The 24,262-nt window shown below is 30.8% G+C and carries 22 protein-coding genes; 18 read left to right on the top strand and 4 right to left on the bottom strand.

All coding sequences use genetic code 11. The features are described from left to right. Window positions 1–121: 121 nt before the first annotated feature. A complete protein-coding gene (locus ACTNBA_RS07035; RefSeq protein ID WP_441073189.1) occupies window positions 122–2,671 on the top strand; it encodes a calcium-translocating P-type ATPase, PMCA-type in 2,550 nt (849 codons plus the stop codon). Window positions 2,672–2,884: 213 nt separating this feature from the next. Here ACTNBA_RS07035 and ACTNBA_RS07030 read toward each other — a convergent pair whose 3' ends face one another. The 3 genes from ACTNBA_RS07030 to ACTNBA_RS07020 all read right to left on the bottom strand — a co-directional run bounded on the left by ACTNBA_RS07030 (window position 2,885) and on the right by ACTNBA_RS07020 (window position 4,515). Then, window positions 2,885–3,577, bottom strand: coding sequence for an LrgB family protein (locus ACTNBA_RS07030; protein ID WP_441073188.1), 693 nt, complete (start codon window positions 3,575–3,577; stop codon window positions 2,885–2,887). Next, a complete protein-coding gene (locus ACTNBA_RS07025; RefSeq protein ID WP_441073187.1) occupies window positions 3,574–3,933 on the bottom strand; it encodes a CidA/LrgA family protein in 360 nt (119 codons plus the stop codon). The genes ACTNBA_RS07030 and ACTNBA_RS07025 overlap by 4 nt, the downstream gene beginning before the upstream one ends. A gap of 150 nt (window positions 3,934–4,083) precedes the next feature. After that, window positions 4,084–4,515 carry a hypothetical protein gene (locus tag ACTNBA_RS07020; RefSeq protein ID WP_035129279.1) on the bottom strand — a complete coding sequence of 144 codons (432 nt, stop codon included), beginning with the start codon at window positions 4,513–4,515 and terminating at the stop codon, window positions 4,084–4,086. Window positions 4,516–4,757: 242 nt separating this feature from the next. Here ACTNBA_RS07020 and ACTNBA_RS07015 point away from each other — a divergent pair, with 242 nt between their 5' ends. Further along, window positions 4,758–7,049 carry an AAA family ATPase gene (locus tag ACTNBA_RS07015; protein WP_441073186.1) on the top strand — a complete coding sequence of 764 codons (2,292 nt, stop codon included), beginning with the start codon at window positions 4,758–4,760 and terminating at the stop codon, window positions 7,047–7,049. A gap of 282 nt (window positions 7,050–7,331) precedes the next feature. Here the strand turns inward: ACTNBA_RS07015 and ychF are convergent, their stop codons facing one another. Further along, window positions 7,332–8,429, bottom strand: coding sequence for a redox-regulated ATPase YchF (gene ychF / locus ACTNBA_RS07010; protein WP_035129283.1), 1,098 nt, complete (start codon window positions 8,427–8,429; stop codon window positions 7,332–7,334). 355 nt (window positions 8,430–8,784) lie between these two features. Here ychF and rsmH point away from each other — a divergent pair, with 355 nt between their 5' ends. The 16 genes from rsmH to ACTNBA_RS06930 all read left to right on the top strand — a co-directional run bounded on the left by rsmH (window position 8,785) and on the right by ACTNBA_RS06930 (window position 24,253). Continuing rightward, on the top strand, window positions 8,785–9,717 hold the full coding sequence (rsmH, locus tag ACTNBA_RS07005; protein ID WP_346885354.1) for a 16S rRNA (cytosine(1402)-N(4))-methyltransferase RsmH: 933 nt from the start codon (window positions 8,785–8,787) through the stop codon (window positions 9,715–9,717). A gap of 27 nt (window positions 9,718–9,744) precedes the next feature. Next, complete coding sequence (locus ACTNBA_RS07000) at window positions 9,745–10,242, top strand: septum formation initiator family protein (protein ID WP_441073185.1); 498 nt, start codon at window positions 9,745–9,747, stop codon at window positions 10,240–10,242. Between the two features lie 18 nt (window positions 10,243–10,260). Next, window positions 10,261–12,456 (top strand): stage V sporulation protein D, encoded by a 2,196-nt coding sequence (locus ACTNBA_RS06995; protein ID WP_441073184.1) that lies wholly within the window; start codon window positions 10,261–10,263, stop codon window positions 12,454–12,456. A 119-nt stretch (window positions 12,457–12,575) separates the two neighbouring features. Next, window positions 12,576–14,024, top strand: coding sequence for a UDP-N-acetylmuramoyl-L-alanyl-D-glutamate--2,6-diaminopimelate ligase (locus ACTNBA_RS06990; RefSeq protein WP_441073183.1), 1,449 nt, complete (start codon window positions 12,576–12,578; stop codon window positions 14,022–14,024). Beyond that, window positions 14,025–15,398, top strand: coding sequence for a UDP-N-acetylmuramoyl-tripeptide--D-alanyl-D-alanine ligase (locus tag ACTNBA_RS06985; RefSeq protein ID WP_441073182.1), 1,374 nt, complete (start codon window positions 14,025–14,027; stop codon window positions 15,396–15,398). A 13-nt stretch (window positions 15,399–15,411) separates the two neighbouring features. Then, window positions 15,412–16,368 carry a phospho-N-acetylmuramoyl-pentapeptide-transferase gene (gene mraY, locus ACTNBA_RS06980; protein WP_441073181.1) on the top strand — a complete coding sequence of 319 codons (957 nt, stop codon included), beginning with the start codon at window positions 15,412–15,414 and terminating at the stop codon, window positions 16,366–16,368. Window positions 16,369–16,390: 22 nt separating this feature from the next. After that, on the top strand, window positions 16,391–17,500 hold the full coding sequence (spoVE, locus tag ACTNBA_RS06975; protein WP_150844857.1) for a stage V sporulation protein E: 1,110 nt from the start codon (window positions 16,391–16,393) through the stop codon (window positions 17,498–17,500). Window positions 17,501–17,730: 230 nt separating this feature from the next. After that, the gene (locus tag ACTNBA_RS06970; RefSeq protein ID WP_441073180.1) at window positions 17,731–18,531 is read left to right on the top strand and encodes a cell division protein FtsQ/DivIB; all 801 of its coding nucleotides are present in this window, start codon (window positions 17,731–17,733) and stop codon (window positions 18,529–18,531) included. Window positions 18,532–18,594: 63 nt separating this feature from the next. After that, window positions 18,595–19,305: a DUF881 domain-containing protein gene (locus tag ACTNBA_RS06965; protein WP_441073179.1), complete on the top strand. Its 711-nt coding sequence runs from the start codon at window positions 18,595–18,597 to the stop codon at window positions 19,303–19,305. Window positions 19,306–19,321: 16 nt separating this feature from the next. Beyond that, window positions 19,322–19,663, top strand: a complete 342-nt coding sequence (locus ACTNBA_RS06960; RefSeq protein ID WP_035129303.1) for a small basic family protein — start codon at window positions 19,322–19,324, stop codon at window positions 19,661–19,663. A 12-nt stretch (window positions 19,664–19,675) separates the two neighbouring features. Continuing rightward, window positions 19,676–20,386, top strand: coding sequence for a DUF881 domain-containing protein (locus ACTNBA_RS06955; RefSeq protein WP_441073178.1), 711 nt, complete (start codon window positions 19,676–19,678; stop codon window positions 20,384–20,386). A 118-nt stretch (window positions 20,387–20,504) separates the two neighbouring features. Continuing rightward, window positions 20,505–21,173, top strand: a complete 669-nt coding sequence (locus tag ACTNBA_RS06950; RefSeq protein ID WP_441073177.1) for a YggS family pyridoxal phosphate-dependent enzyme — start codon at window positions 20,505–20,507, stop codon at window positions 21,171–21,173. Window positions 21,174–21,187: 14 nt separating this feature from the next. Then, entirely contained in the window at window positions 21,188–21,637 is a 450-nt protein-coding gene (locus ACTNBA_RS06945) for a cell division protein SepF (protein WP_035129307.1), read from the top strand. A gap of 140 nt (window positions 21,638–21,777) precedes the next feature. Then, window positions 21,778–22,554 (top strand): YlmH family RNA-binding protein, encoded by a 777-nt coding sequence (locus ACTNBA_RS06940; RefSeq protein ID WP_441073176.1) that lies wholly within the window; start codon window positions 21,778–21,780, stop codon window positions 22,552–22,554. Window positions 22,555–22,569: 15 nt separating this feature from the next. After that, window positions 22,570–23,163 (top strand): DivIVA domain-containing protein, encoded by a 594-nt coding sequence (locus ACTNBA_RS06935; protein ID WP_035129309.1) that lies wholly within the window; start codon window positions 22,570–22,572, stop codon window positions 23,161–23,163. A gap of 397 nt (window positions 23,164–23,560) precedes the next feature. Further along, a complete protein-coding gene (locus ACTNBA_RS06930) occupies window positions 23,561–24,253 on the top strand; it encodes a 5'-methylthioadenosine/adenosylhomocysteine nucleosidase (protein ID WP_441073175.1) in 693 nt (230 codons plus the stop codon). Window positions 24,254–24,262: the final 9 nt, after the last annotated feature.

Raw genomic sequence — 24,262 nt, 5'->3', positions numbered from 1 at the left:
TTTTAAAGGTTTATTTACCTTATGTAAAGTTAAAGTTTTCATATACTGGTAGGATGGTACATATATTTTAATGATAGATTATTTCTAACTATAAATAAAAAAATTGTAAGGGGGAAAAAATGTGAGTGCTAAAGAATATAGAGGGCTATCTACCAATGAAATAGAAGATAGGCTGAAAGAATACGGACTAAATGAGTTACAGAGTAAGAAAAAAGTGTCACCTATAAAAATATTCTTATCACAATTTAATGATTTGATTATTTGGATACTAATGGTGGCAACTGTTATATCGGGTTTTATGGGGGATAAAGCAGATGCTATAACTATTCTAATAATTATAGTAATGAATGGAATTTTAGGTTTTGTACAAGAATATAAAACTGAAAAATCCTTAGAACAGTTAAAAAAATTATCCTCACCTACTGCTAAGGTAATAAGGGATGGAAAAATTGAAGTTATTAATTCCATATATTTAGTACCAGGAGATTTGGTTATATTAGAAAGTGGGGATAGGATACCTGCTGATAGTATTTTAGTTGAAGGAAATAATCTTATGATGGATGAATCTCTTCTAACTGGTGAATCCGTAGGAGTGCACAAGAATCCAGAGGATAGTGATAATAATATATATATGGGAACTATCGTATTGACAGGTAGGGGAAAAGCAAAGGTATATGGAACTGGAATGAATACAGAAATGGGTAGAATAGCTCATATGCTTCACTCTATAGAAGATGAACCATCTCCATTAAAGGAAAGATTAAATTCCCTTGGAAAGGTACTTGTAGTTCTTTGCTTAACTATATGTGCGGTGGTAACCTTTTTAGGTATTTATAGAGGTGAAAATGTCTATGACATGTTTTTATCTGGGGTTAGTTTAGCCGTTGCTGCTATTCCAGAAGGGTTATCAGCTATAGTAACTGTGGCCCTTGCTTTAGGAGTATCAAGAATGCTTAAGAGAAATGCCCTAGTAAGAAAGTTACCAGCGGTGGAAACTCTAGGATGTACCTCTGTAATATGTAGTGATAAAACAGGAACTTTAACAGAAAATAGAATGACGGTAACAGCACTTCTTCATAATGGAAAAATTCATGATATTGATGAAGATAAAAGTTTTGACCATGATATTTTAAAAAAGATATTTGTATATTGTAATGATTGTAACTATAATTATTCTTCTAATTCCATGGAAAAGGCTTTAATGGGAGACCCAACAGAGACTGCTCTAATAAAAGGCTTCTTTAAAAAGGTTTCTGAAATAGAAGGATTTAATAGTAAAGTAGAGAGGATTTTTGATATCCCCTTTGATTCTACAAGAAAAATGATGACAGTAATTGTGAAGGACGTAACTACTAAGAAGGATGTATGTTATGTTAAAGGAGCTCCAGAGCGAGTACTTGATAGATGTTCACATATATTAGTAAATGGAAGGGTAGAGCCATTAACTATACCTTATAGAAGAAGTGTAGAAAAGCTTATTGATGATATGTCCTTTAGAGCTCTTAGATGCATTGCAGGTGCATATAAAGAGAATAACTTAATTAAGGGAGACAAGGTGGAAAATGGTTTAATTTTTGTAGGGGTGGCTGGAATTATAGATCCACCAAGAAAAGAAGTAAAGGATGCAGTTTTAAAATGCAGGGTTGCAGGAATAAGACCGGTTATGATTACAGGTGACCACAAAAATACAGCCTTTGCCATAGGAAAAGATCTAAATATATGTAATGAAAGCAAGGAAGTAATTACAGGAGCTGAACTTGATAGAATAAATGATAAAGAACTTGAAAAATCCATAGACGATTATAGAATATTTGCAAGGGTTAGCCCTAAACATAAATTAAGAATAGTAAAAGCTTTTAAAAGTAGGGGTAATATTGTAGCTATGACTGGGGATGGAGTTAATGATGCCCCTGCTATTAAAGAAGCTGACATTGGAATAGCTATGGGAATTTCAGGAACAGATGTAACGAAGGAAGCTGCATCCATGATATTATTAGATGATAACTTTGCTACTATTGTAACTGCAGTAGAAGAAGGTAGAGTTATTTATGATAATATTAGAAAATTTATAAGATATCTATTATCTTGTAACTTAGGTGAAGTATTGACTATGTTCTTAGCTTCATTGTTTTACTTAGAAGTACCACTGCTTCCAATTCAAATTTTATTTGTAAATTTAGTTACTGATGGACTTCCAGCTATAGCTCTTGGAGTAGACCCACCAAATAAAAATATAATGTATGAAAAGCCAAGAAAAAAAGGCGAAAGTGTTTTTGCAAGGGGATTAAAAGAAAAGATATTAATTAGAGGTGCATTAATTGGTGTTTGTACAGTTCTTGCATTCTTAGCGGGTAAGTATTATGGATATGGATTAGGAGTATGTAGAACTTTAGCCCTTGGAACTTTAATTTGCTCACAGTTAATTCACGTATTTGAATGTAGAAGTGAAAAGTATTCTCTCTTTGAAATCAATCCATTTACCAATATGTATTTATTGGGTTCTGTTATTATTTCAGTGACAGCACTTTTATTAGTAATATATGTTCCTATGTTACAAGGTATATTCCATACCATGTCTATAGGTATTGGACAGTGGGCAATCATTGTATTTTTCTCTGGAATAATATCCTTTATTAATAGCATTGCTACTTTTGTAGGAAACAGAAATTAAGAATATTTTAAGTAAAAAAATAGCCAAGGTACTTTCTGATATGTTCATCCTTATAATAAACAGTTTTGTTATTTAAACTGTCTGCCATAAGGGAAGCATATCACTGTAGATACCTTGGCTATTTATATGCTTATAGCTTGTTAAAGTCATATATGTTTGAGAGAATTTAATAGCTTGTACAAATATATCACTGTAATTTTAAGCAGAGCCCAATTATAAAAGATTAGCAAAGATGGAGGCACCAATTACTGTGAATAAACCTGCCACTGCTATTGCAAGACCACTCATAGCACCCTCTATTTCTCCAATTTCCATTGCCTTTGCAGTTCCTATGGCATGGGAAGAGGTTCCGATGGCAATTCCCTTAGCAATTGGTTCATGGATATGAAATACCTTACAAATAACTTCAGCAAGGATATTACCAATAATACCAGTTACAATAATGACAGCTACTGTAATTGTAACAATTCCATTCAGCTCTTCTGAAATCCCCATTCCTATAGCTGTGGTAATGGATTTTGGAAGCAAGGTTACATACTGCTCATGGGTAAACTGAAAAAGCAAAGCGAATAAAAATACACTTATAAGACTAGCTGCTACTCCTGAAAAAATTCCTATTATAATAGCTTTAAAATTGTTTTTTAATAAATCCAGTTGTTCATATAGAGGGATTGCTAGACATACTGTTGCAGGAGTTAGTAAATAGCTTAAATATTTTGCTCCATTATTGTAACTTTCAAAATCTACTTTAAAAATAACTAAAGCTGCCATTACAAAAAGAATTGAAATAAGTAAGGGATTAAAGATCCCATTATTAAATTTCTTTTTTAAAAACAACCCTATTTCATAGCCTAGAATACTGACCACTACTCCGAAAAATGCTGAATTGCATAATAAATCCTTCAATTTTTATTCATCCTCTCTAGCTTAATCATAAACTGGGTAACTTTACCTGTCACTATCATTACAATAACTGTGGTTAAAATAGTTATTATAATAACAGGAATATAAATATCCTTTAGTACGTCCCAAGAAACTAATAAGCCAACTGCTGCTGGTATAAACATAAGAGGCATAATTTCTATTAAAAAAGTTCCAGTTTCCTTCACTTGTTCAAGGGAAATTATTTTTGTTTTTAAAATTATAAGCATGAGAATTAAACCATATATACTAGCAGGAATAGGTAATGGAATAATATATTTTAATATTTCTCCAATAAAAGTTACTGCCAAAATAATTCCAAATTGACGAAAATACTTCATATAAACATCCCTTTCTAAATTGGTACTACCAATTTAGAATTGTACATCTTTTTTATAGGTATGTCAAAAAACACAGGATACAAATAGTATCCTGTGCTAACTAAAAAGTTAAGTTTTCCAATTACGCCCCAACCAAGGGAGCTTCATTACTTATTTAAATCTTCTATCTTGTCTTACTCTCTGTATCTTCTTTTGACCACCTTCAACAGGAACTAAGTCTCTCTTATTAGTAAGGTTCATAACGTTCATTATGCTTATGTAGTCCTTAACTTTCTTTTTCTTCTTTTTCTTTTTAGAATAATCAGGTTTCAAACCTTGGATTAATAAAGAATGGCCTTGAGATACAGGAATGAATTCTGGTTTTTTAAACCATCTCTTTTTCTTATAAACACAAGTTGCTATAGTTCTAGCACTGTCTTGTTTTACTACAATAGTAACAATAATAGTATTTAAAATTCCAAGAAAAGATTTTTCCTCTGTTTTAACAGATAAAGCCCTTCCTTGAACTTGTGTTATTCTATCGCCATATCTATTTATAAAGGCATTAGAATAACTTTGTGATAATTTGTCTTTGAATCCCATATGAATAACTCCTTTACATGAAGAATAAATAACTACGTATAATATCTGACTGTATTCAAGTGTATAATATTACACAATATCATTATTATATAATAATTAAGTTGTTATAACAAGTTTATGTTTAATTTTTAAAAATATATCATGAATTTTTAAAAATTATAATATGAATTTTTATGTTTTTGTTCCAAAAGTCCTTTTACAAGAATATTAATATACTAAATGATTTTATTTGGGAGGACAGTATGAAAAGAGTTTTAAAACCCAGTGAAGTTTTGTACGATTTTGAAATTGTTGAAGATAGAGAAATAGAAGGCGAATTTATATTGCCACAATATAAGGATGCATATAATAAAATAAAAACCTCACTTCTTTTAAATGGGGAAGGATATAATATTTACTTAGTTGATGAATTTTGCAAGGATAGAGTAAAACATATTATTAGCTATGTAAAACATATATTGACGGATGGAAAGCCACCAAAGGATATATGTTATGTTATAAAAGGAAATGTAAAGGAACCTGTTCCTTTGTTTGTTAACAATGGATATGGAAATAAGCTTAAAAAGGTAGTAGACAAGATTCAAGAGTTTTATGCAGAAAGTATATTTAAATTTTATAATGGCGTAGATAATAAAGAAAAAGAACACCTTATTAGTACTATTAAAGATAGGCGTAGCAAAATAGTGGGAGATTTAATTAAACTTTCTAAAGAGTATGGTTTTGAAATAAAAACTAGTGGGGAGGGATTTACATTTATACCTATAGTTGACGGAAAAGAAATGACAGAGGATGAATTCGATAATCTTAAGGAAGAAGATAAATTTGAAATATTAAATAAAGTTGATGAGTTAAAGATAAATGCTAATGATATATTAGAAAAGTTAAGAAATATGAAAAATGATGAAATAAATAGAATTAGAGAGATAATGGATAGCTTTTTTAAAGAAGAAATGGAAGAGTTAAATTTAGTAATAGAAGAAGAATTTAATGATGATAGTGAGGCTAAGGATTATATTCATTACTTAATTACTGAGATTAAAGGCGAACTTGAGGAAAACTATTCTATAAGTTATGAGGATGATGAAGAAGCTATAAGAGACATTATATATAAATATGATGTAAATGTAATTGTTGATAATTCAGATATTGAGTATCCACCAGTAATCTTTGAAGAAGATCCTAGTGTATCTAACCTCTTTGGATCTATAGATTATGAAAATCATAATAATATATATGTGTCTACAGTGAAATCAATAAGAGCAGGTAGTTATGTAAGAGCTAATGGGGGATGTCTAATTCTTAGAGCCAGTAGTCTACTTAGTAATTCTCAGTCTTATTATTATTTGAAAAGAGCTATAATATCGGAAAAAGTAGACTTAGATTACAACAGAGGATATATAGAACTATTTACTTTAAGTAGTTTAAAACCGGTACCTATGCCAATTAATACTAAAGTAATAATAATTGGGGATTATGATATTTATGACGCATTGTATAACTATGATAAAGAATTCAGAACAATATTTAAGACAAGGGCTGACTATAGGGGAATATTGAAGGCTGAGAATAAGGTTAAAACTGTATTAATAAAAGAAATAAATAGATTGTCTAAGGAAAATAATATTAAACCTATAACATCTAGTGGCATAAGAGAAATTGCAAAATTTTTATCTAGAAAGGCAGAAAACAAAAATAAGATACATTTTGACCATGATGAATTATCAAACCTTATAATACAAGCTAATTATAAAGCAGCAGAAGAGGCAAGGGAGTTTATTGATGGAGATAATATAGAGAACATTGCTTATAGGAAAGAACCTATAGAAAGAGAATATCTAGAGTTATATGATGAAAAAAAATTGTTGATAGATGTTTCAGGAAGCAAGGTGGGGCAAATTAACGGGCTTTCTGTCATTGATACGGGATATACAAGTTTTGGTAAGCCTGTTAAAATAACCTGTACCTGTTTTAAGGGGGAAGGAAAAATCATTGATGCTCAAAGGGAATCCAACCTAAGTGGTAAAATTCATACTAAGGGAATTAATATTTTAAAAGGATATATTAATAATATCAATGGAGGATATAAAACTCTACCAGTAGATTTCAATCTTAGCTTTGAGCAGTTATATGGAGTTATAGATGGTGATAGTGCATCAGTAGCTGAAGCATTAGCTATAATATCTGCTCTTTGCAAGATTCCTATCAAGCAAAATATTTCAATTACTGGATCCATAAATCAATTTGGTCAAGTACAGCCTATAGGTGGTGTAAATGAAAAAATTGAAGGATTCTTCGAAGTGTGTAAAATCATGGATGATACGGAAGGAAAGGGAGTTGTTATTCCTCTATCTAATAAAGATGATTTAGTACTTTCAAGAGAAGTTGAGAGAGCAATCTTTGAAGGTAAATTTAAAATATATACTATGGAAACTGTAGAAGATGCCATGGAGTTAGTATTTGATGCTGAAGAAATTACTATGGATAATATAATGGAGTTAATAAGTAAGCAGTGTATAGAATATGAGAAGAAATGATGGTAAAGAAAGGGTGGAAATTCTTTGAAACCCCCATGAATAGAACAAATAGTTAACTATTTATATAGTTAACTATATCCATATATAACTATTTATATATGTAAAAATTAATATAGTAATATAGGTATATAGTGAAATAGGTATATAGTAATATAGTTATATTCATATATATTTATATAGTTATATATGTTCATAATTATAGGGTTAAAAATAGGTATGAGTGAAATTCACTCATACCTATTTATATAGCTGTAAAAATATAAATAATTAATTTTTTAATAATTATACATTAAATCTAAAGTTTACTACATCTCCATCTTGCATTATATATTCTTTTCCTTCAAGTCTGTAGAAGCCTTTTTCTTTAGCTGCAGCTTCAGAACCACATTCAACTAACTTATCAAAGGAAATTACCTCAGCACGGATAAATCCACGCTCAATGTCGGTATGAATTTTACCGGCAGCAGCAGGTGCCTTTGTACCTATTTTAATTGTCCAAGCTCTTACCTCTTGAACACCAGCAGTTAAATAGCTCATTAGTCCAAGAAGTTTATAACTTGCATGGATTAGTTTATCAAGACCTGATTCTTCAAGACCATACTCTGAAAGTAAGTCTTTCTTTTCTTCATCATCTAATGTAGATAATTCTTCTTCTAATTTAGCACATACTATGATAATTTCAGATTTCTCCTTAGCGGCATAGGCTTCTACTTCTTTTACCATTTCATTTTCTCCGCCACACTCCATTAAGTCTTCTTCACTTACATTGCATGCATATAATACAGGTTTAGAAGTTATTAAGAAAAGAGATTTAACAAATTCTTCTTCTTCATCTGTAAACTCTAAAGTTCTAACTGGCATATTGTCTTCTAAATGTTTTTTAATTTTTTCCATAATTGCATATTCAACTTTTGCAGTCTTATCCCCTGAGCGTACTAGTTTTATAGATTTTTCCATTCTTCTTTCTAGCACTTCTAAATCAGAAAAAATTAATTCTAAATTAATAGTTTCAATATCTCTTATAGGTGATACAGATCCTTCTACATGAACAACATTATCATCTTTAAAACATCTAACAGTATGAACAATTGAAGCTACTTCTCTTATATGAGATAAAAACTTGTTTCCAAGTCCCTCACCTTTACTTGCTCCTTTAACTAATCCTGCTATGTCATAGAATTCTATGGCAGTATGTACTTGTTTTTTAGAATTATATAATTTTTGTAATACATCAAGACGGTTGTCAGGTACACTAACAACTCCTACATTTGGTTCTATAGTACAAAAGGGATAGTTAGCAGACTCTGCTCCTGCTTTTGTAATGGCATTAAATAATGTACTCTTTCCTACGTTAGGTAAACCTACTATTCCTAATTTCATATAATATTCGTCCTTTCTATGTAAACCATGTGGCTTATTACTTAAAAATTTCATTCTTTTAAATTATACTCTACAGAAAAGGGAATTTCAATAATTCTACAAGTTATATAGAGTAATAGGGAAAAAACCGTAGAAAAATAAGGAACTATATTATATAAATGTAATATATTTGAAATTAGTTGGAGATTCTTTATATATATTTATAAATTTGTTTAAAAAAAGTTTTTCATTTAGGGAATATTTAAAAGGAATTTATGTAAACTTATAGAATTATTTATGGTACAATGAAAAGTGTATAAATGGATTCTATAGTTTATATTTTATAAACCATAGACAAAACAAAGGAGAATATATAATGGAATTTAAACACTTTTCAGTAATGTTAGAAGAATGCATAGAAATGTTAGATATTAAAGAAGATGGTATATATGTTGATTGCACTTTAGGGGGAGCAGGTCATTCAAAGGAAATTTTAAAGAAACTTTCACCAAAGGGAAGGTTAATAGGAATAGACCAAGATTTAGATGCTCTTAAGGCTGCAAAGGAAAAGCTAAAGGATTTTAATAACGTTACCTATGTACACAATAATTTTTATAATATTAAGGACATATTGGAGTCTTTAGGAATAGAAAAAGTTGATGGTATACTCATGGATTTAGGAGTTTCATCTTATCAATTGGATCAAGGTGAAAGAGGCTTTAGCTATATGAAGGAAGCAGCTTTAGATATGAGGATGAATAGGGAAGAAGCTTTTTCAGCCTATAATGTAGTGAATGAGTATAGTGAGGATGAACTCTTTAGAATTCTTAGAGATTTTGGGGAGGAGAAGTTTTCAAGAAGAATTGCCAGCAGGATAGTAGAAAAAAGAAAAGTAAAACCTGTTGAAACTACCCTTGAACTTGTAAAAATTATAGATGAGTGCATACCTGCCAAGTTTAAAAGGGAAGGTGGACACCCTGCTAAAAGAACATTTCAAGGTATTAGAATAGAAGTAAACAGTGAATTGAGTATTTTAGATAGGGCTATAGGTGATGGCATAGAAGCTTTAAATAAGGATGGAGTTATGGCAATAATTACATTCCATTCTTTAGAAGATAGAATTGTAAAAAATAAGTTTAGAGATTTAGTAGACCCATGTAAGTGTCCTAAGGATCTTCCTATGTGTGTGTGTGGGAAAAAGCCAATAATTAAATTAATTAACAAAAAGCCAATAGAAGCTACTAAGGAAGAACTTGATAATAATTCAAGAAGTAAAAGTGCCAAGTTAAGGGGATGTAAAAAGATTTAGTTCTAAAAACTAGATGGGGGTAGTAAAATGGTAGTAGAAAATAGAAAAAATAGGGTAAGTGGGAATACAGCTTTAGCTTCTCAGGTAAATCCGTTACCTAGAGAAAGGGTAAAAACTCCTACTAAACAAGGCCCAAGTAAAGAAGAATTAAGAAAAATTAGGAAGCAAAAGATAGCAAAATTTTTAAAGCTTAATGGAAGTATAGTAGCAGCAGGATTAGTTGGGGCTATTATTGTATCTAGATACAGTGCTATATATAATAATCAAAAGGAAATAATAGTTCTTCAAGAGCAGATACAAACGCTAACAGAAGAGAGTGAAGATTTGAGAATAAAACTACTTAAGTTTAACAATTTTTCCTACATAGAAGAAGTTGCCACTAAAGAATTAAAAATGATTGAACCAAAGAGTACTAATGCAATCTATTGTGATATTAATGCAATTAAAGAGATAGCTACAAGTAGCACTAATGAAGAAAAAGGGGTTAGTTTATTAAGTAAAATTAAAAACTTATTATTTAATTAGTTAGTGAGGTAATTGTAGGTGGCAAAGAAATATTTTGTTGATAAGGTGTTAATGAAAAAAAGAATGATATTAGCTATGCTATTAGCTTTCTTAGTTTTCCTAGGATTAAGTATAAGATTAGGTTATGTTATGTTTGTTGAAGAATCAACCTATAAGTCTTTGGCGAAACAGCAATGGACTAGTGATGTTAGGATAAATGCTAAAAGAGGTAAGATATTAGATAGAAATGGTAATGAGCTAGCAATAAGTGCTAATGTTTATAGAGCGGACTTAGATTTGAACACTTTAAGGAAAGATATAGAAAACAATGGAATGACCATGGAACAAGTTGCAACAACTCTAAGTGAAATAATTGGAGAAGAACAGGCTGATGTATTACATATATTAACTAATCCTCTTCCAAATGGAAGGCCTAGAGGCTCTGCAATATTAAAGAGAAGAATAGAAAAGGATGCAACAGATGCCATAAGAGAGTTTTGTAAAAATAATAACATAAATGGTATAGTAATATCACCTGATACCAAAAGGTATTATCCAAATGGTAATTTTGCTGCCCATATATTAGGTCATACTAATTCAGATGGAGAAGGACTTACAGGGTTAGAACTGTATTATAATAAGTATCTATCTGGAGTTCCAGGAATTAAAGTTGCTGAAATTGACCAAAAGAGTGAGGGATTACCATATACAATCTCAGAATTTACAGAACCTATTGATGGAAGAAACGTAGTTACTACCATTGATGAAAATATACAAAACTTTGCAGAAAAGTTAGCTGAAGAGGCCTTGGCAGATAATGAGGCTAAAGCAGTATCAATTATGGTTATGGATCCTAATACAGGAGAAATATTGGCTTTAGCAAATAAACCAGATTATGATCCTAATAATCCGTGGGTTGGGGGAACATCAGATGAAGAAATTCAGCAGATGTGGAGAAATAGATTAGTCAGTGATGCCTATGAACCTGGCTCTATTTTCAAGGTAATTACAGCTACGGCAGCTATAGAAAAGGGAATTCTTACAGAGGGAGAAGCTTTTAATTGTGGAGGTTCTCTTAATATTGGAGGAAGAAATATTCACTGTTGGAAGACTTCAGGTCATGGTCCTCAAACCTTTGAAGAAATATTAAAAAATTCTTGTAACGTTGGATTTATGGTTTTAGGAGAAAGATTAGGTGCTGCAAATCTTAACGAATATATTGAAAAGTTTGGGTTAGGACATAAAACCGGAATTGATTTACCTGGTGAATCAGCTGGTATAGTTAAAGCCACAAAAGATATATCTGTAACAGACTTAGCTACTATATCCTTTGGACAAAGCAATACAACTACAGGAGTTCAATTTATGAGAGCTTTCAATGCAATTGCCAATGGTGGATATTTGATAACACCTCATTTAATGAAGGAAATAAATCATTATGATGATAAAAAAGAGCTAGTAGTTGATGAAACCTATAAGATAGAAAAACAACAACGGTTTACTCCAGAGGCTATGACTGAAATGAGGTCTCATTTAGAACAAGTAGTTGGTGCAGGCGGAGGATCAAAGGCTAAAATTGATGGATATAGAATCGCTGGTAAAACTGGTACAGCACAAAAGGTAGACACTGTTAATGGTGGATATGCAAATGGTAAGTATCTATCATCCTTTGCAGGGATGGCTCCTGCTGATAATCCAAAGTATACAGTATTCGTATCTATTGATGAACCAAATCCATCTTGGTACTATGCTGGACAAATTGCTGCCCCAGTTGGACAAAAGTTATTTAATGATTTGTTTAATTATACAGAAATGAAGCCTAATGGAAGCTATATGGAAGTTGATGAAAGTTTAAAAGCAGATGTAATTGTTCCTGAGGCTAGAGGACTATCAGTTGCAGATGCTAAAAAAGTAATAACTGATGCAGGGTTAACTATTAGAGTAGAAGGTAGTGGAGGCACTATAACAGATATAAATCCAAAACCAGGGTTTACTCTTAAGGAAGGTAAAGAAATAATCCTATATGCAGGAGGAAGTAATGGAAGCGCAGATACAGTTATAATTCCTGATTTAAAGGGATTTACAAAGGAAAGTATCATAAAGCTTTTCGATGATTTAGGATTAAAGAGTGAATTTATAGGTGAAGGTCTAGTGGTAGAACAAAGTGTTGCAGGAAACCAAGAAATTAAAAAAGGAACCACGGTAACCTTCCATCTTGGCACCTTAGTAGATTAGATTATCCGGTAGTTACAGGTTGACTTGTGCTACCGGATTTTATATGCTATAAGGTATAAAAATTAAATTTTGGACAATGTTTTAATTAGAAAGAAAAGTATTTTAAGGATGTGAGCAAGATGAAAATAGAAGAGATATTAAAGGGATCAACCTATACAGTATTAAGTGGAGATGAGAGTATAGAAATTAATGATCCTCAATATGATAGTAGAAAGATAAAATGTGGAGATATGTTTTTTGCCATAGGAGGATTTAATGTAGATGGACACAATTTTATATCAAAGGCTATAGAAAATGGTGCTAAAGCTGTAGTGGTTGAAAAAGATGTGACTCTTGTTGAAGGCATAACATTTATAAAAGTTGAAAGTGGTAGAAGGGCATTAGCTATAGCAGCTTCAAACTTTTATAACAATCCAAGCAAAAAGATGAAAATAATAGGTATAACTGGCACCAATGGTAAGACTACTTCTGCCTTTATGTTAAAGGGAATATTAGAGGCAAAGGGGTATAAAGTTGGGCTAATAGGTACCATAGCTAACTATATAGGGAATAAGGAGATTCATACAGAAAAAACCACTCCAGAATCTTTGGAATTGCAAAAGCTTTTTAAGGATATGGTGGACAGTGATATAGATTATTGCGTTATGGAAGTTTCATCTCACTCTTTAGATTTAGATAGAGTTTATGGAATTGAATTTTCACAAGGGATATTTACAAATCTAACTCAAGACCATTTAGATTTCCATAAAACCTTTGAAAACTACTTCAATGCAAAAAGCAAGTTGTTTAAAATCTGTAAACATTCTGTGGTAAATGTAGATGATAGTTATGGAATTAAGCTTCTTGAAAAAATAAATTCAAGGGTAACAACTTATTCTATTGAAAAAGAAAGTGATTTAAAGGGAACAGACATTAATTTAGAATCTACAGGAATTATATTTAATTTAAAAGGAAATGAAAAAACATATAAAGTTCAGTTGCCTATACCAGGCAGATATAATGTTTATAATGCACTAGGTTGTATTGGAGCTGCCTTAGATGAAGGTATAGATATGGATACTATTGTTGAAGGACTTTCTAAGGTTACTGTGCCTGGAAGATGTGAGAACTTAACTTTAGGGATGAACTTAGGTTTTCAAGTAATTAGAGATTATTCTCATACTCCAGATAGCTTAAAAAATATCTTAGAAAATCTTAGAGAACTTACTAAAGGGAAGTTGATTTGTATCTTTGGGTGTGGTGGTGATAGAGATAGAACCAAAAGACCTATCATGGGTGAAATAGGAACAGAACTCAGTGATATAGCCATAATAACCTCTGATAATCCAAGAAGCGAAGATCCTTATATGATATTAGAAGATATTAAGGCTGGGGTTGAGAAATCTAACTATAAACTTATTGAAAATAGAAGAGAAGCCATAAAAACAGCCTTACTCCTCGGGGAAAAAGATGATATTATAGTAATTGCAGGAAAAGGACATGAAACTTACCAAATCCTTAAAAATGAAACTATTCATTTTGATGAAAAGGAAGTTGTATTAGAATTGATAGAGGAGTTGGAGCTTTAGATGGAAACTATAAGGTTAAAGGAAATAGCTGAGGCTATATCCGGAGAAATATTAATTAGTGGAGCTACAGAAGAGTTTTCTAATGTAACCATAGATAGTAGAAATGTCTCTAAGGGAGATATTTTTATAGCAATCAAGGGAGAAAACTTTGATGGTCATAAATTTGTAAAGGGAGCTATAGATAGTGGAGCAAAACTTTGTATAGTACATGAAAAAGAACAATATGAAGATTTAAATGAAAAAGATTTATCTATAATTTTAGTTAAGGACACTAAGAGGGCCCTTCTTGATTTAGCATCCTACTATATTAGCACTTTAGATATAAAGGTTGTAGGAATTACTGGTTCTACAGGTAAGACATCCACAAAGGATTTAATGGCAGCAGCTCTTAGCAAAAAATATAAGGTGTTTAAAACCCAAGGGAACTTTAATAATGATATTGGCCTTCCTTTGATGATATTTAAATTAGATAAAACTTACCAGGTTGCAATTTTAGAGATGGGTATGAGCGACTTGGGAGAAATTGATACCTTAGCAAAAGTAGCAAAACCATCTATAGGAGTCATAACTAATATAGGTACATCTCACCTAGAAAACTTAAAGACTAGAGAAAATATTTTAAAAGCTAAACTAGAAATAGTAAATAATTTTACAAAAGAAAATGTGTTAATTATAAATGGCGATAATGATATGCTTCACAATTATTACACAGATAAATATAAAATTGTAAAAATTGGTATAGATAGTGATTATAATTTTAAAGGTTGTAGAATAATTATAAATAAGGACAGTATAGAGTTTGGTGTTAAGGAAAATGGTGAGGATGTAAATGCTACTATAAAAGTACCAGTACCAGGAAAACATAATGTGCTTAATTCGTTATTGGCAATAGCTGTAGCTAGAGAGCTTAAGGTTACCTATGAAGAAATCCAAGGAGGAATAGAAAATTTACAGGCTACATCTATGAGATTGGATGTTTTAAATTTAGATAACTATACTATAATAAATGATGCTTATAATGCAAGTCCAGATTCTATGGAGGCTGCTCTAGAGGTTTTAAAACAATATAATGGAAGAAAAATTGCTGTCCTTGGAACTATGAAAGAACTAGGTGAGGATTCTGCTAGAGCTCATGAGCAGGTAGGAGCTTATGCAAAGTCAAGGGGCATAGATTTATTATTTACCCTAGGAGAGTTTAATGAGAACTTTAAAAAGGGCTATGGCAGTGAAAATTTTATGGCTTTTAATTCCATGGAGGAGCTAATAACAGAATTAAAGAAAACTATTAAAAGTGATGATATTTTATTAATAAAGGCATCTAGATCTATGAAATTTGAAAATATAATTAAAGAATTACAAAAGAAAAATATATAGGGAGGGATGGAATATGAATAAATTAATATATTCTATTTTAGTAGCATTTATAATATCTTTTGCAATAGCACCATTTATAATACCAGCATTACACAAGTTGAAATTTGGCCAAAACATTAGAGAAGATGGACCACAAAGTCATTTGAAAAAACAGGGAACTCCAACCATGGGAGGAATAATATTTATTATTTCTACTTGTATTACTATGATATTAATGGTTAGAAATCCTCATGATGAAGCAATGCTTGCTCTTTATGCCCTTATTGCCTTTGGAGCTATAGGATTTTTAGATGATGGTCTAAAGATAATCAAGAAGAAGAATGAAGGCTTAAAAAGTTATCAAAAAATGTTGCTTTTGGTAATAGTATCTATAGTCTTTGGATATTATGCTAAGGATAAAATAGGAACGGATATTATGATACCTTTCCTAGGTACAGTAACTTGGGATTTAAAAGTGCTATTTATACCTTTTATAGTAGTATACTTTGCAGCAGTAACTAATGCGGTTAATCTTACAGATGGATTAGATGGGCTTTGTAGTTCTATTACCCTTTTAATTATGACTTTTTTTGCTCTTGTAAGTTTTGGCATGGCATATTATACTTTAGCAATTTTCTGTGGAATTCTAGCTGGAGCTATTCTTGGATTTTTAAAGTACAACTCGTATCCAGCACAAATTTTCATGGGAGATGGTGGTTCATTAGCTCTTGGAGGAGCTGTTGCAGCTATTGCTATGATATTAAAGCTAGAGCTTATAGTAATAATTGTAGGTGGAGTTTATTTATTGGAAACTCTTTCAGTAATTATTCAGGTTGCTTCCTTTAAACTTACTGGAAAGAGAGTATTTAAGATGGCACCTCTACATCATCACTTTGAATTAAAGGGATGGCATGAAAGTAAGATAGTAGCAGTATTTTCCATCATAACAGTTATACTATGTTTAATAGGATTCCTTGCACTAACTTATTAAAATGGCGTAGGAGGAATTTAATATGAAAAAACCCAAAATGAAATTGGGAGATGTGGACTTTCTACTTTTTGCTGTAATTATTATGTTAGTTACAGTGGGAGTTGTCATGGTATATAGTGCTAGTTCATATTTTTCAGCCTTTAAATATGATGATGCAGAATACTTTCTATGGAAACAGCTTCAATGGGCTGGACTTGGACTTGTTGGAATGATGATCACATTAAATATCGATTACCATAAGTATAAAAAGTATACAAGAATTTTAATAATCTTTACATTTATAGCCCTTTGCTTAGTATTTTTATTTCCACCAGTAAAGGGAGCTCAGCGTTGGATTAGACTTGGACCATTATCATTTCAACCATCGGAGATTGCAAAGTACGTGGTAGTGCTTTTTGTAGCAAAATATATATCAAGCAATCCCCAAAATATAAAAAAGTTTTGGAAGGGCGTAGTGCCTAACCTTTTATTTGCAGGTTTTATAGCAGGAATGATTCTTCTTGAAAAGAATCTTAGTATTGCCACAGTTACCATGGTGGTTAGTCTTATAATGTTATTTGTAGCTGGAACTAAAGTTATTCATATGGGAGGACTAATAGGAACTGTAGGAGTTTTAGGGGCTGTTTTTATTTTAACAGAGGAATATAGACTTAGAAGACTTTTAAGTTTTACTAATCCCTGGAGTGATTCTCAAGGAGATGGATATCAATTGGTACAATCTCTCTTAGCATTAGGTTCTGGAGGACTTATTGGTGTTGGAATAGGTCAATCAAGACAAAAGTGTTTTTATATTCCTGAACCTCATAATGATTTTATATTGTCAGTTATAGGTGAAGAACTAGGTTTTATAGGCTGTGCCTTTATAATTATATTGTTTATACTGTTTCTATGGAGGGGAGTTATTGCAGCATCTAAGGCAAAGGATATGTACGGTTCCCTATTAGCTACAGGAATAACTTCTGTAGTAGTTATTCAAAGTTTAATCAATATTGCTGTTGTTACAGGCTCTATGCCAGTAACAGGGGTTCCTTTACCATTCATAAGCTATGGAGGGTCTTCCTTAGTAATTAATATGTTATTTATGGGAATACTTCTTAATATAACTCGGCAGAACAATAAAAAAACTTCATAGAAATAATAGGACTGAAGATGCTTTGTATTCTTCAGTCCTATTATTTTGGCTCTGTAGTCATAGGATATAATTTTGAACAAATACTCCAGTATACTATTAAATAATAAAAGATAATACATAGAGTCGTAATATTTAATATTTTTGTAATGAATTTATAATATAAAAATGGTATTATATAAGGTGTATTAATTTACTTTCATGTTCATATATTGTAATTTGGTGGTGAAAATGTGGCAAAAAAAACTAAACAGAGTTATGGTAATTATATAATAGATAATAAAGAAGAGATATTAAAGCGAAAGAAAAAAGTAATTAAATTAAAAAAGACCATGTTACTACTTGTAGTAATGATTTCTATTTTAATAACTTTGGCTTTAACTTTACCTACTTTTAATTTATCAGAGATTTTAGTTAGTGGGTTGGTAAATTTATCTGAAGATGGTGTTAAAACAACTACAAAGCTTCAAAAGGGTACCAATATATTCAAGATAAAAACAAAAAAAATAGAAAAAGAGCTAGAGAAAAACCCTTACATATTAGAAGCAACCATTATTAGAAAATACCCTAACAAACTCTCTATTGCTATCAATGAGAGAAAGATTGCTTTCTACACAGAAATATCAGGAGGTTTCTATGTGATTGATGATAAGGGTGTGGTTTTGGAAAAGAAGGAATCTATCGAAGGCATAGAAGCTTTAAGGATTGAAGGAATTGATGAAACATGTTTAAAAATAGGTGAACAGATTAAAAATATAGACGAAGATAAAATAAAGGCAATTTGCAATATTCATAAATTTATAAAAGAAAATAGTTTATTTGAAAAATATAACATAATAAAATTGGAAGTTAATGACTTTGTAGACTTAAAATTATACGTAAATAATTTACACATGAAACTTGGAACTGTTGATAAAGTTAATAGTAAAGTTGCTAGGGGGTTTAGCATAATAGAAAGTGGGACCCTTGGAGAGATGAAGGGATATGTGGATGTAAGTTTTGAAGGCAATCCAGTTATTTATAAGGAAAAATAGATCAAAAGATTAAAAAGTAAAAGCATCATAGTTCAAGAAAGATTTTATTGGGAGGTAGGGTAAGTGAAAAGTATTATTTCCAAGCTATGTACCGGACTTATATTTTTAATGTTTGGATTTGTTATAATTACTCAACTTAATACTATAGGAGAGCAAAGTACAGATAAAGTTGAGGGTTCACAAAGTCCAGAAATATTATTAGAAAATGAACAATTAAAAAAACAAAAGGAAGAATTGGAAAAGGCTGTTGAGGAACTAGAGGTGAAGGCGGCTGAATACGAAAAGGAAGCAACAGAAGATACAAAGAATCAAAGGCTCCTTGAAGAGTTAAATAATACTAGACTTAGAGCCGGATTAACTAATGTTGAGGGGCCAGGTATTACAATATATATTGATCCTAAAACTAGTTTATTCACTCCACAAGTAGAAGATGATCCTATACAAGATTATGAGTTACTGTATATCGTTAATGAATTATATGCTGCAGGTGCTGAAGCTGTATCTATAAATGATATAAGACTTATTGGAAACAGCAGTATAAGGATAGCAGGAAATAGTATTAGAATTAATGGTGAAAGAATTTCACAACAGGAGCGTATAGTTATAAAAGCTATAGGAAATAAGACTATATTAGAAGGGGCTATGGGATGGTTCATTCCTAATAGAGTAAAAAGAATCTGTGAGGTTACATCGGAAACAAAGGATAATATTAAAATTAAAAAGGCAAGTATACCAGTAAACTATGAACACATAAAAGAAGTACAAGAAAACTAAAAGTAGGAGTGATGAAATGATTGCATTAATAGGACTTATAATAGGAATTATATTAGGAATAGCTTTCAACATAAATTTTCCACTTAAATTATCACCATATATATCTGTTGCAATATTTGCTTGTATAGACTCCACTTTTGGGGCTATTAGAGCTACCTTAAATAAGGATTTTAGACCAGATATATTTATATCAGGATTCTTTGGAAATGCATTTTTAGCAGCAGGAATGGTTTATCTAGGGGATAAGCTGGGTATACCTGTATATATTGCAGCAATTATAATATTTGGACAGAGGATATTTACAAACTTTGCTGTTATAAGAAGGTTATTGATGGATAGAATAAAAACACATCATTAAGGAGATAATTAAATGCGAGTTAATGAAGCTAATATATTTTTACTTATAGCTACCATTATAATTGGTATTTTAATAGCTATGAATGTAAATTTAGGAGGTAAAACTAAATTTTTAGATGTAGAGCAGTATCAAAAGGCATATGATAGTAGGACAAAGTTACAAAATGAAATAAGTAATTTAGAAGACCAATATGTTGAAATTAATGATAAAATTAATAAATATGAAAGAAGTAGTATATCTGAGGATGAAGTTAGAAAAGAGATGATTGGAGAGATAAACAAAAATAAACTTGCATTAGGTTTGCTTCCAGTGGTGGGAAATGGTGTAAAGATTACTTTAAATGATGCACCGGAAGCTACAATTTTAGGGCAAGATGTACCACTTTATATGTTAATTCATGATTCGGATTTAACAATGGTTGTTAATGATTTAAGAGCTGCAGGAGCAGAGGCAATAGCTATTAATGGATATAGAATAATAGGTTCAACAGCTGGACTTTGTGCTGGAGCAACCATAGAGTTAGATGGGATAAAAGTAATAGCTCCTTTTTACATTACAGCTATTGGAAATCAGGATGTAATAAATAGTTTTCTTGAAAATCAACAAAATCAACTTAAGAGTTTGAAGGCAAGAGGCTGTTATGTAGATATTGAATCAGTTTATGATGAAAAGTTGCCAGCCTATAATGGAGAGTTAAAAAGTGAGTATCTAAAATTAAAATAAAAAAACTAGAAAAAATTAATAATATTAAAGGTTTTTTAGATTATATCGAGAATAAAATATATGGGCATATATTTTCCATTATAAGCTAGAGTTTGTATATGAGACGGGAGGAATAAAATTGTCTATTGAAGAAAATTTTATAAAATTGAAGAATGAGTTGCCAGAAGAAGTGACATTGATTTCAGTATCAAAAACTAGATCTATAGCTGAAATACAAAATGTATATGACTTAGGGGAAAGAAATTTTGGAGAGAATAAAGTTCAAGAGTTAATGGAAAAGCAAGAAATCTTACCTAAGGATATTAGGTGGCACTTAATAGGTCATCTTCAAAGAAATAAGGTTAAATATTTAGTTGGACGAGTTTATTTAATACATTCTTTAGATAGTGTTAGACTTTTACAGGAGATTGAAAAACAATTTTCAAGTAAGGAACTTATTGCAAATGTATTAATTCAAATTAATATAGGTAGAGAAGAGTCTAAAACTGGGATTATGATGGAAGATTTAGATGAACTTATAAATGCTTGTGAACAGTGTGAAAACGTCAAGGTGAAAGGTATTATGGCTACTATTCCAAAAGGAGATACTGAAAGTTGTAATTACTATTTTACTAAGACTAAAGAAGTATTTGATACCCTGAAAACTAAAAGCTATAAAAATATTACCATGGAGATTTTATCTATGGGAATGAGTGGAGATTATAAAGAAGCTTTAAAAGTAGGAACAAATATGATTCGAATTGGTGAAGGGGTTTTTGGGAAAAGAGATTATAACAAATTAAAGTAGGAGGAAGGTTTATTATGGAATTTTTCAAAGGAATAAGTAGAATGATGGGATTTGATGAAGAAGATGATGAAGAATTATTAGAGAATAGGGAAGAAAACTATGATGAAGGTGAAGAGGAGATTGAAATTGAACCTTTCGTAAGCAAGAAGCAAAATAAAATAGTTAATATTCATACTGCATCATCCTCAAAGGTTGTAATTAGTAAGCCTTCAAATTATGATGAGGGAAAAATTATTGTAGACAATTTAAAGTCTAGAAGAATTGTTATTGTTAACTTAAATGGAGTAGAGCCTAAGGAAGGTCAAAGAATACTTGATTTCCTAATAGGAGCTATTTACGCATTAGAGGGAGGACTTCAACCTGTAGAAAAGGGAGTATTTATATTAACTCCATCTAATATTGAAGTTAGTAATGAATTAAAAAATGAGCTTACAAACAAAGGAATTTTTAGTTCCTTCAAATAAGTCTAGTACTCGAACTTAGTAAAGTATTACGTGGTTAATTTTTTATATATTTGAGTGGTAGAATATAGCTTAAAAAACATGAACAGTATAAAGAGGAATTATAATTAATATAATAATATATAATGAATTAGAGGAAAGCTATGGAGAAGAAGGCATTTTTAGATATATTTAAAGACCACGATAAAAATTATATTTCAAGTATATATGAGGACATAGAACTATGTAAGAACATAGAAATTCCTATATATACAAAGGAGTTTGTGACTCCGGATATCTATATGAATATAAAAAACAACCAAAGTAAACTTGGGGTTTTTGTTCATGGTACTGGTGTGTTTGCGGATTGTGAGAGAAAGATGTTATGTTTTTCTACTAATACATATGAAACTCTGGACTATGATATTCATGTTGTTAAGATAAAAAATAAATCAAAGTTTAAAGATCTTAAGCATAAAGATTATTTAGGGTCTATAATGGCTTTAGGAGTTAAGAGAAGCTTATTTGGAGACTTAGTAGTAAAAGGAGATGCTTGCTTTGTTCCAATGACAAGGTCAGTTTCTCAATATGTTCAAGATAATTTAACTAACATTGGAAATTGTCCATGTACTATTGATAGAATAGATATAAAAAGTGAAGATATCCCAAAGATTGAGTTTGAAGAAAAGATTATAATGGTTACATCCCTTAGGCTAGATAATGTGGTACCTAGTATTTGCAATATGTCTAGGGCTAAGGGCACAGATCTCATAAGTAATGGTTCTGTATTATTAAATTATCTTAAATGTAATAGAAAGGATAAATTAATAGAAATGAAGGATACTATTACCATAAGGGGATTTGGAAAGTATAAAATTAATTCAATTGAAGGAGAAACTAGTAAGGGACGAATTAAATTATTAATAGGTAAATATATTTAATGCGGGGTGAAGGATATGAAGATGACAGCTATGGACATTATGAACAAAGATTTTAAAAAAGCCATGAGAGGATATAACATGGATGAGGTGGATGAATTTTTAGAACAAATTTCTGAGGATTATGAAACCGTATATAAGGAAAATGCTATTTTAAAGGAAAAATTAGATGTTTTTCAAGATAAATTAGATCATTATGCAAAGATGGAAACTACTATTCAAAGCACTTTGTTATTAGCACAAAATGCAGCAGAACAGGCAAAGCAAAGTTCTCAATCTGAAGCTGAACTTATAATTAAAAATGCAAATGAAAGTGCTAAAAGAATTTTAGATAAAGCTCACACTGATGTTTTAAATATCAATGATGAATTCGATAGAACAAAACAGGAATTTGCTAAGTTTAGGAGCAAGTTTAGAAACTTTATAGTTACACAAATGGAAATGTTTGAAGCGCTAGAAAAAGATTTTGATAAAAATTATAATATTTCAACTGTAATGGAAGAGAAGGTACATGAGCCAGCATTAGAAGTTGCTTCTGAAAAGGATGTAGAAAGCTTTGAATATAATACAGCTGAATTAGAGGATATAAAAAGCTTTTTTGTAGATAAGTAGTATTGAAATTTTATTTACATATATTGTGTAATTTTTGGTAAATATGATTAATGTATAAATAGAGTTCTTTGCGTTAGAGGGAGTTTTTACTCCCACTGAAGGCTATTAATAGAATTCTAAGTATTAATTTATTCATACTTAGAAGTAGTTGTCCTTTAGGGAAATCATTATCCAGGGACGTAGCAGCTCTTTAATCTCACTTTAGGGTGAGATTTTTTTATCTGCTGAAAGCTATTGACATATCCCGGAACATGTATATTATAATAGATGTAGTTGTACCCAATTAATGTGAAAAATTATACTTGGATATGTATTAACATAATTGGTGACCTAAATTTGTATTAAAGAAAAGTACCTAGAATTATTTGTACCTAGGAAGAAAAGAGGAGATTTTAGCATGAGAATAGGAATTATAGGAGCTATGGAAGAGGAAGTAAGTTCTCTAATAGCTGATATGGAAATAAAGAAAAAAGTTACAAGAGCAATGATGACATTTAATCATGGAACTATTTATGATAAGGATGTTGTAATAGTTAGAAGTGGAATAGGTAAGGTAAATGCAGCAGTTTGCACACAAATTTTAGTTGATGATTTCAATGTGGATGCTGTTATAAATGTTGGTATAGCTGGTGGTATTGGAGAAGATATATATCCAGGAGATGTGGTTATTGCAACAGACTTAGTGGAGCATGATATGGACACAACTAAATTTGGAGATAGACCAGGTCAAGTTCCTAATATGGAAGTCTTTGACTTTAAATGTGATAAGGTATTAGTAGAAAAAGCCCAAAGTGCTTGTGAAGGTATAAAAGATATAAATATTTTCACTGGTAGAATAGTATCTGGAGATCAATTTATAGCTGATATAGAGAAGATAAGATGGTTAAAAAGTGAGTTTAATGCGCTATCTTGCGAGATGGAAGGAGCAAGTATAGCTCATGCTGCTTATCTTAATAACAAACCTTTTGTTATAATAAGATCAATTTCTGACAATGCTAATAATGGAGCACATATGGACTATGAAAAATTCAAAGAAATATCAGTTAAAAATTCAAATACCATATTACGTTCTATGTTAAAAGCTTTATAAGGTGATATT

The sequence above is a fragment of the Clostridium sulfidigenes genome, assembly GCF_052067195.1.
Classification (GTDB): domain Bacteria; phylum Bacillota; class Clostridia; order Clostridiales; family Clostridiaceae; genus Clostridium_J; species Clostridium_J sulfidigenes.
The sequence above is the reverse complement of the archived record's forward strand: the minus strand, read 5'-3'. Positions and strand labels throughout refer to the sequence as shown.

Coding starts and splice junctions, on each gene's coding strand:
- ACTNBA_RS07025 (WP_441073187.1), bottom strand. CDS start 3,933: ATGAAGTATTTTCGTCAATTTGGAATTATTTTGGCAGTAACTTTTATT.
- ACTNBA_RS07020 (WP_035129279.1), bottom strand. CDS start 4,515: ATGGGATTCAAAGACAAATTATCACAAAGTTATTCTAATGCCTTTATA.
- ACTNBA_RS07015 (WP_441073186.1), top strand. CDS start 4,758: ATGAAAAGAGTTTTAAAACCCAGTGAAGTTTTGTACGATTTTGAAATT.
- ychF (WP_035129283.1), bottom strand. CDS start 8,429: ATGAAATTAGGAATAGTAGGTTTACCTAACGTAGGAAAGAGTACATTA.
- rsmH (WP_346885354.1), top strand. CDS start 8,785: ATGGAATTTAAACACTTTTCAGTAATGTTAGAAGAATGCATAGAAATG.
- ACTNBA_RS07000 (WP_441073185.1), top strand. CDS start 9,745: ATGGTAGTAGAAAATAGAAAAAATAGGGTAAGTGGGAATACAGCTTTA.
- ACTNBA_RS06990 (WP_441073183.1), top strand. CDS start 12,576: ATGAAAATAGAAGAGATATTAAAGGGATCAACCTATACAGTATTAAGT.
- ACTNBA_RS06985 (WP_441073182.1), top strand. CDS start 14,025: ATGGAAACTATAAGGTTAAAGGAAATAGCTGAGGCTATATCCGGAGAA.
- mraY (WP_441073181.1), top strand. CDS start 15,412: ATGAATAAATTAATATATTCTATTTTAGTAGCATTTATAATATCTTTT.
- spoVE (WP_150844857.1), top strand. CDS start 16,391: ATGAAAAAACCCAAAATGAAATTGGGAGATGTGGACTTTCTACTTTTT.
- ACTNBA_RS06960 (WP_035129303.1), top strand. CDS start 19,322: ATGATTGCATTAATAGGACTTATAATAGGAATTATATTAGGAATAGCT.
- ACTNBA_RS06955 (WP_441073178.1), top strand. CDS start 19,676: ATGCGAGTTAATGAAGCTAATATATTTTTACTTATAGCTACCATTATA.
- ACTNBA_RS06945 (WP_035129307.1), top strand. CDS start 21,188: ATGGAATTTTTCAAAGGAATAAGTAGAATGATGGGATTTGATGAAGAA.
- ACTNBA_RS06940 (WP_441073176.1), top strand. CDS start 21,778: ATGGAGAAGAAGGCATTTTTAGATATATTTAAAGACCACGATAAAAAT.
- ACTNBA_RS06935 (WP_035129309.1), top strand. CDS start 22,570: ATGAAGATGACAGCTATGGACATTATGAACAAAGATTTTAAAAAAGCC.
- ACTNBA_RS06930 (WP_441073175.1), top strand. CDS start 23,561: ATGAGAATAGGAATTATAGGAGCTATGGAAGAGGAAGTAAGTTCTCTA.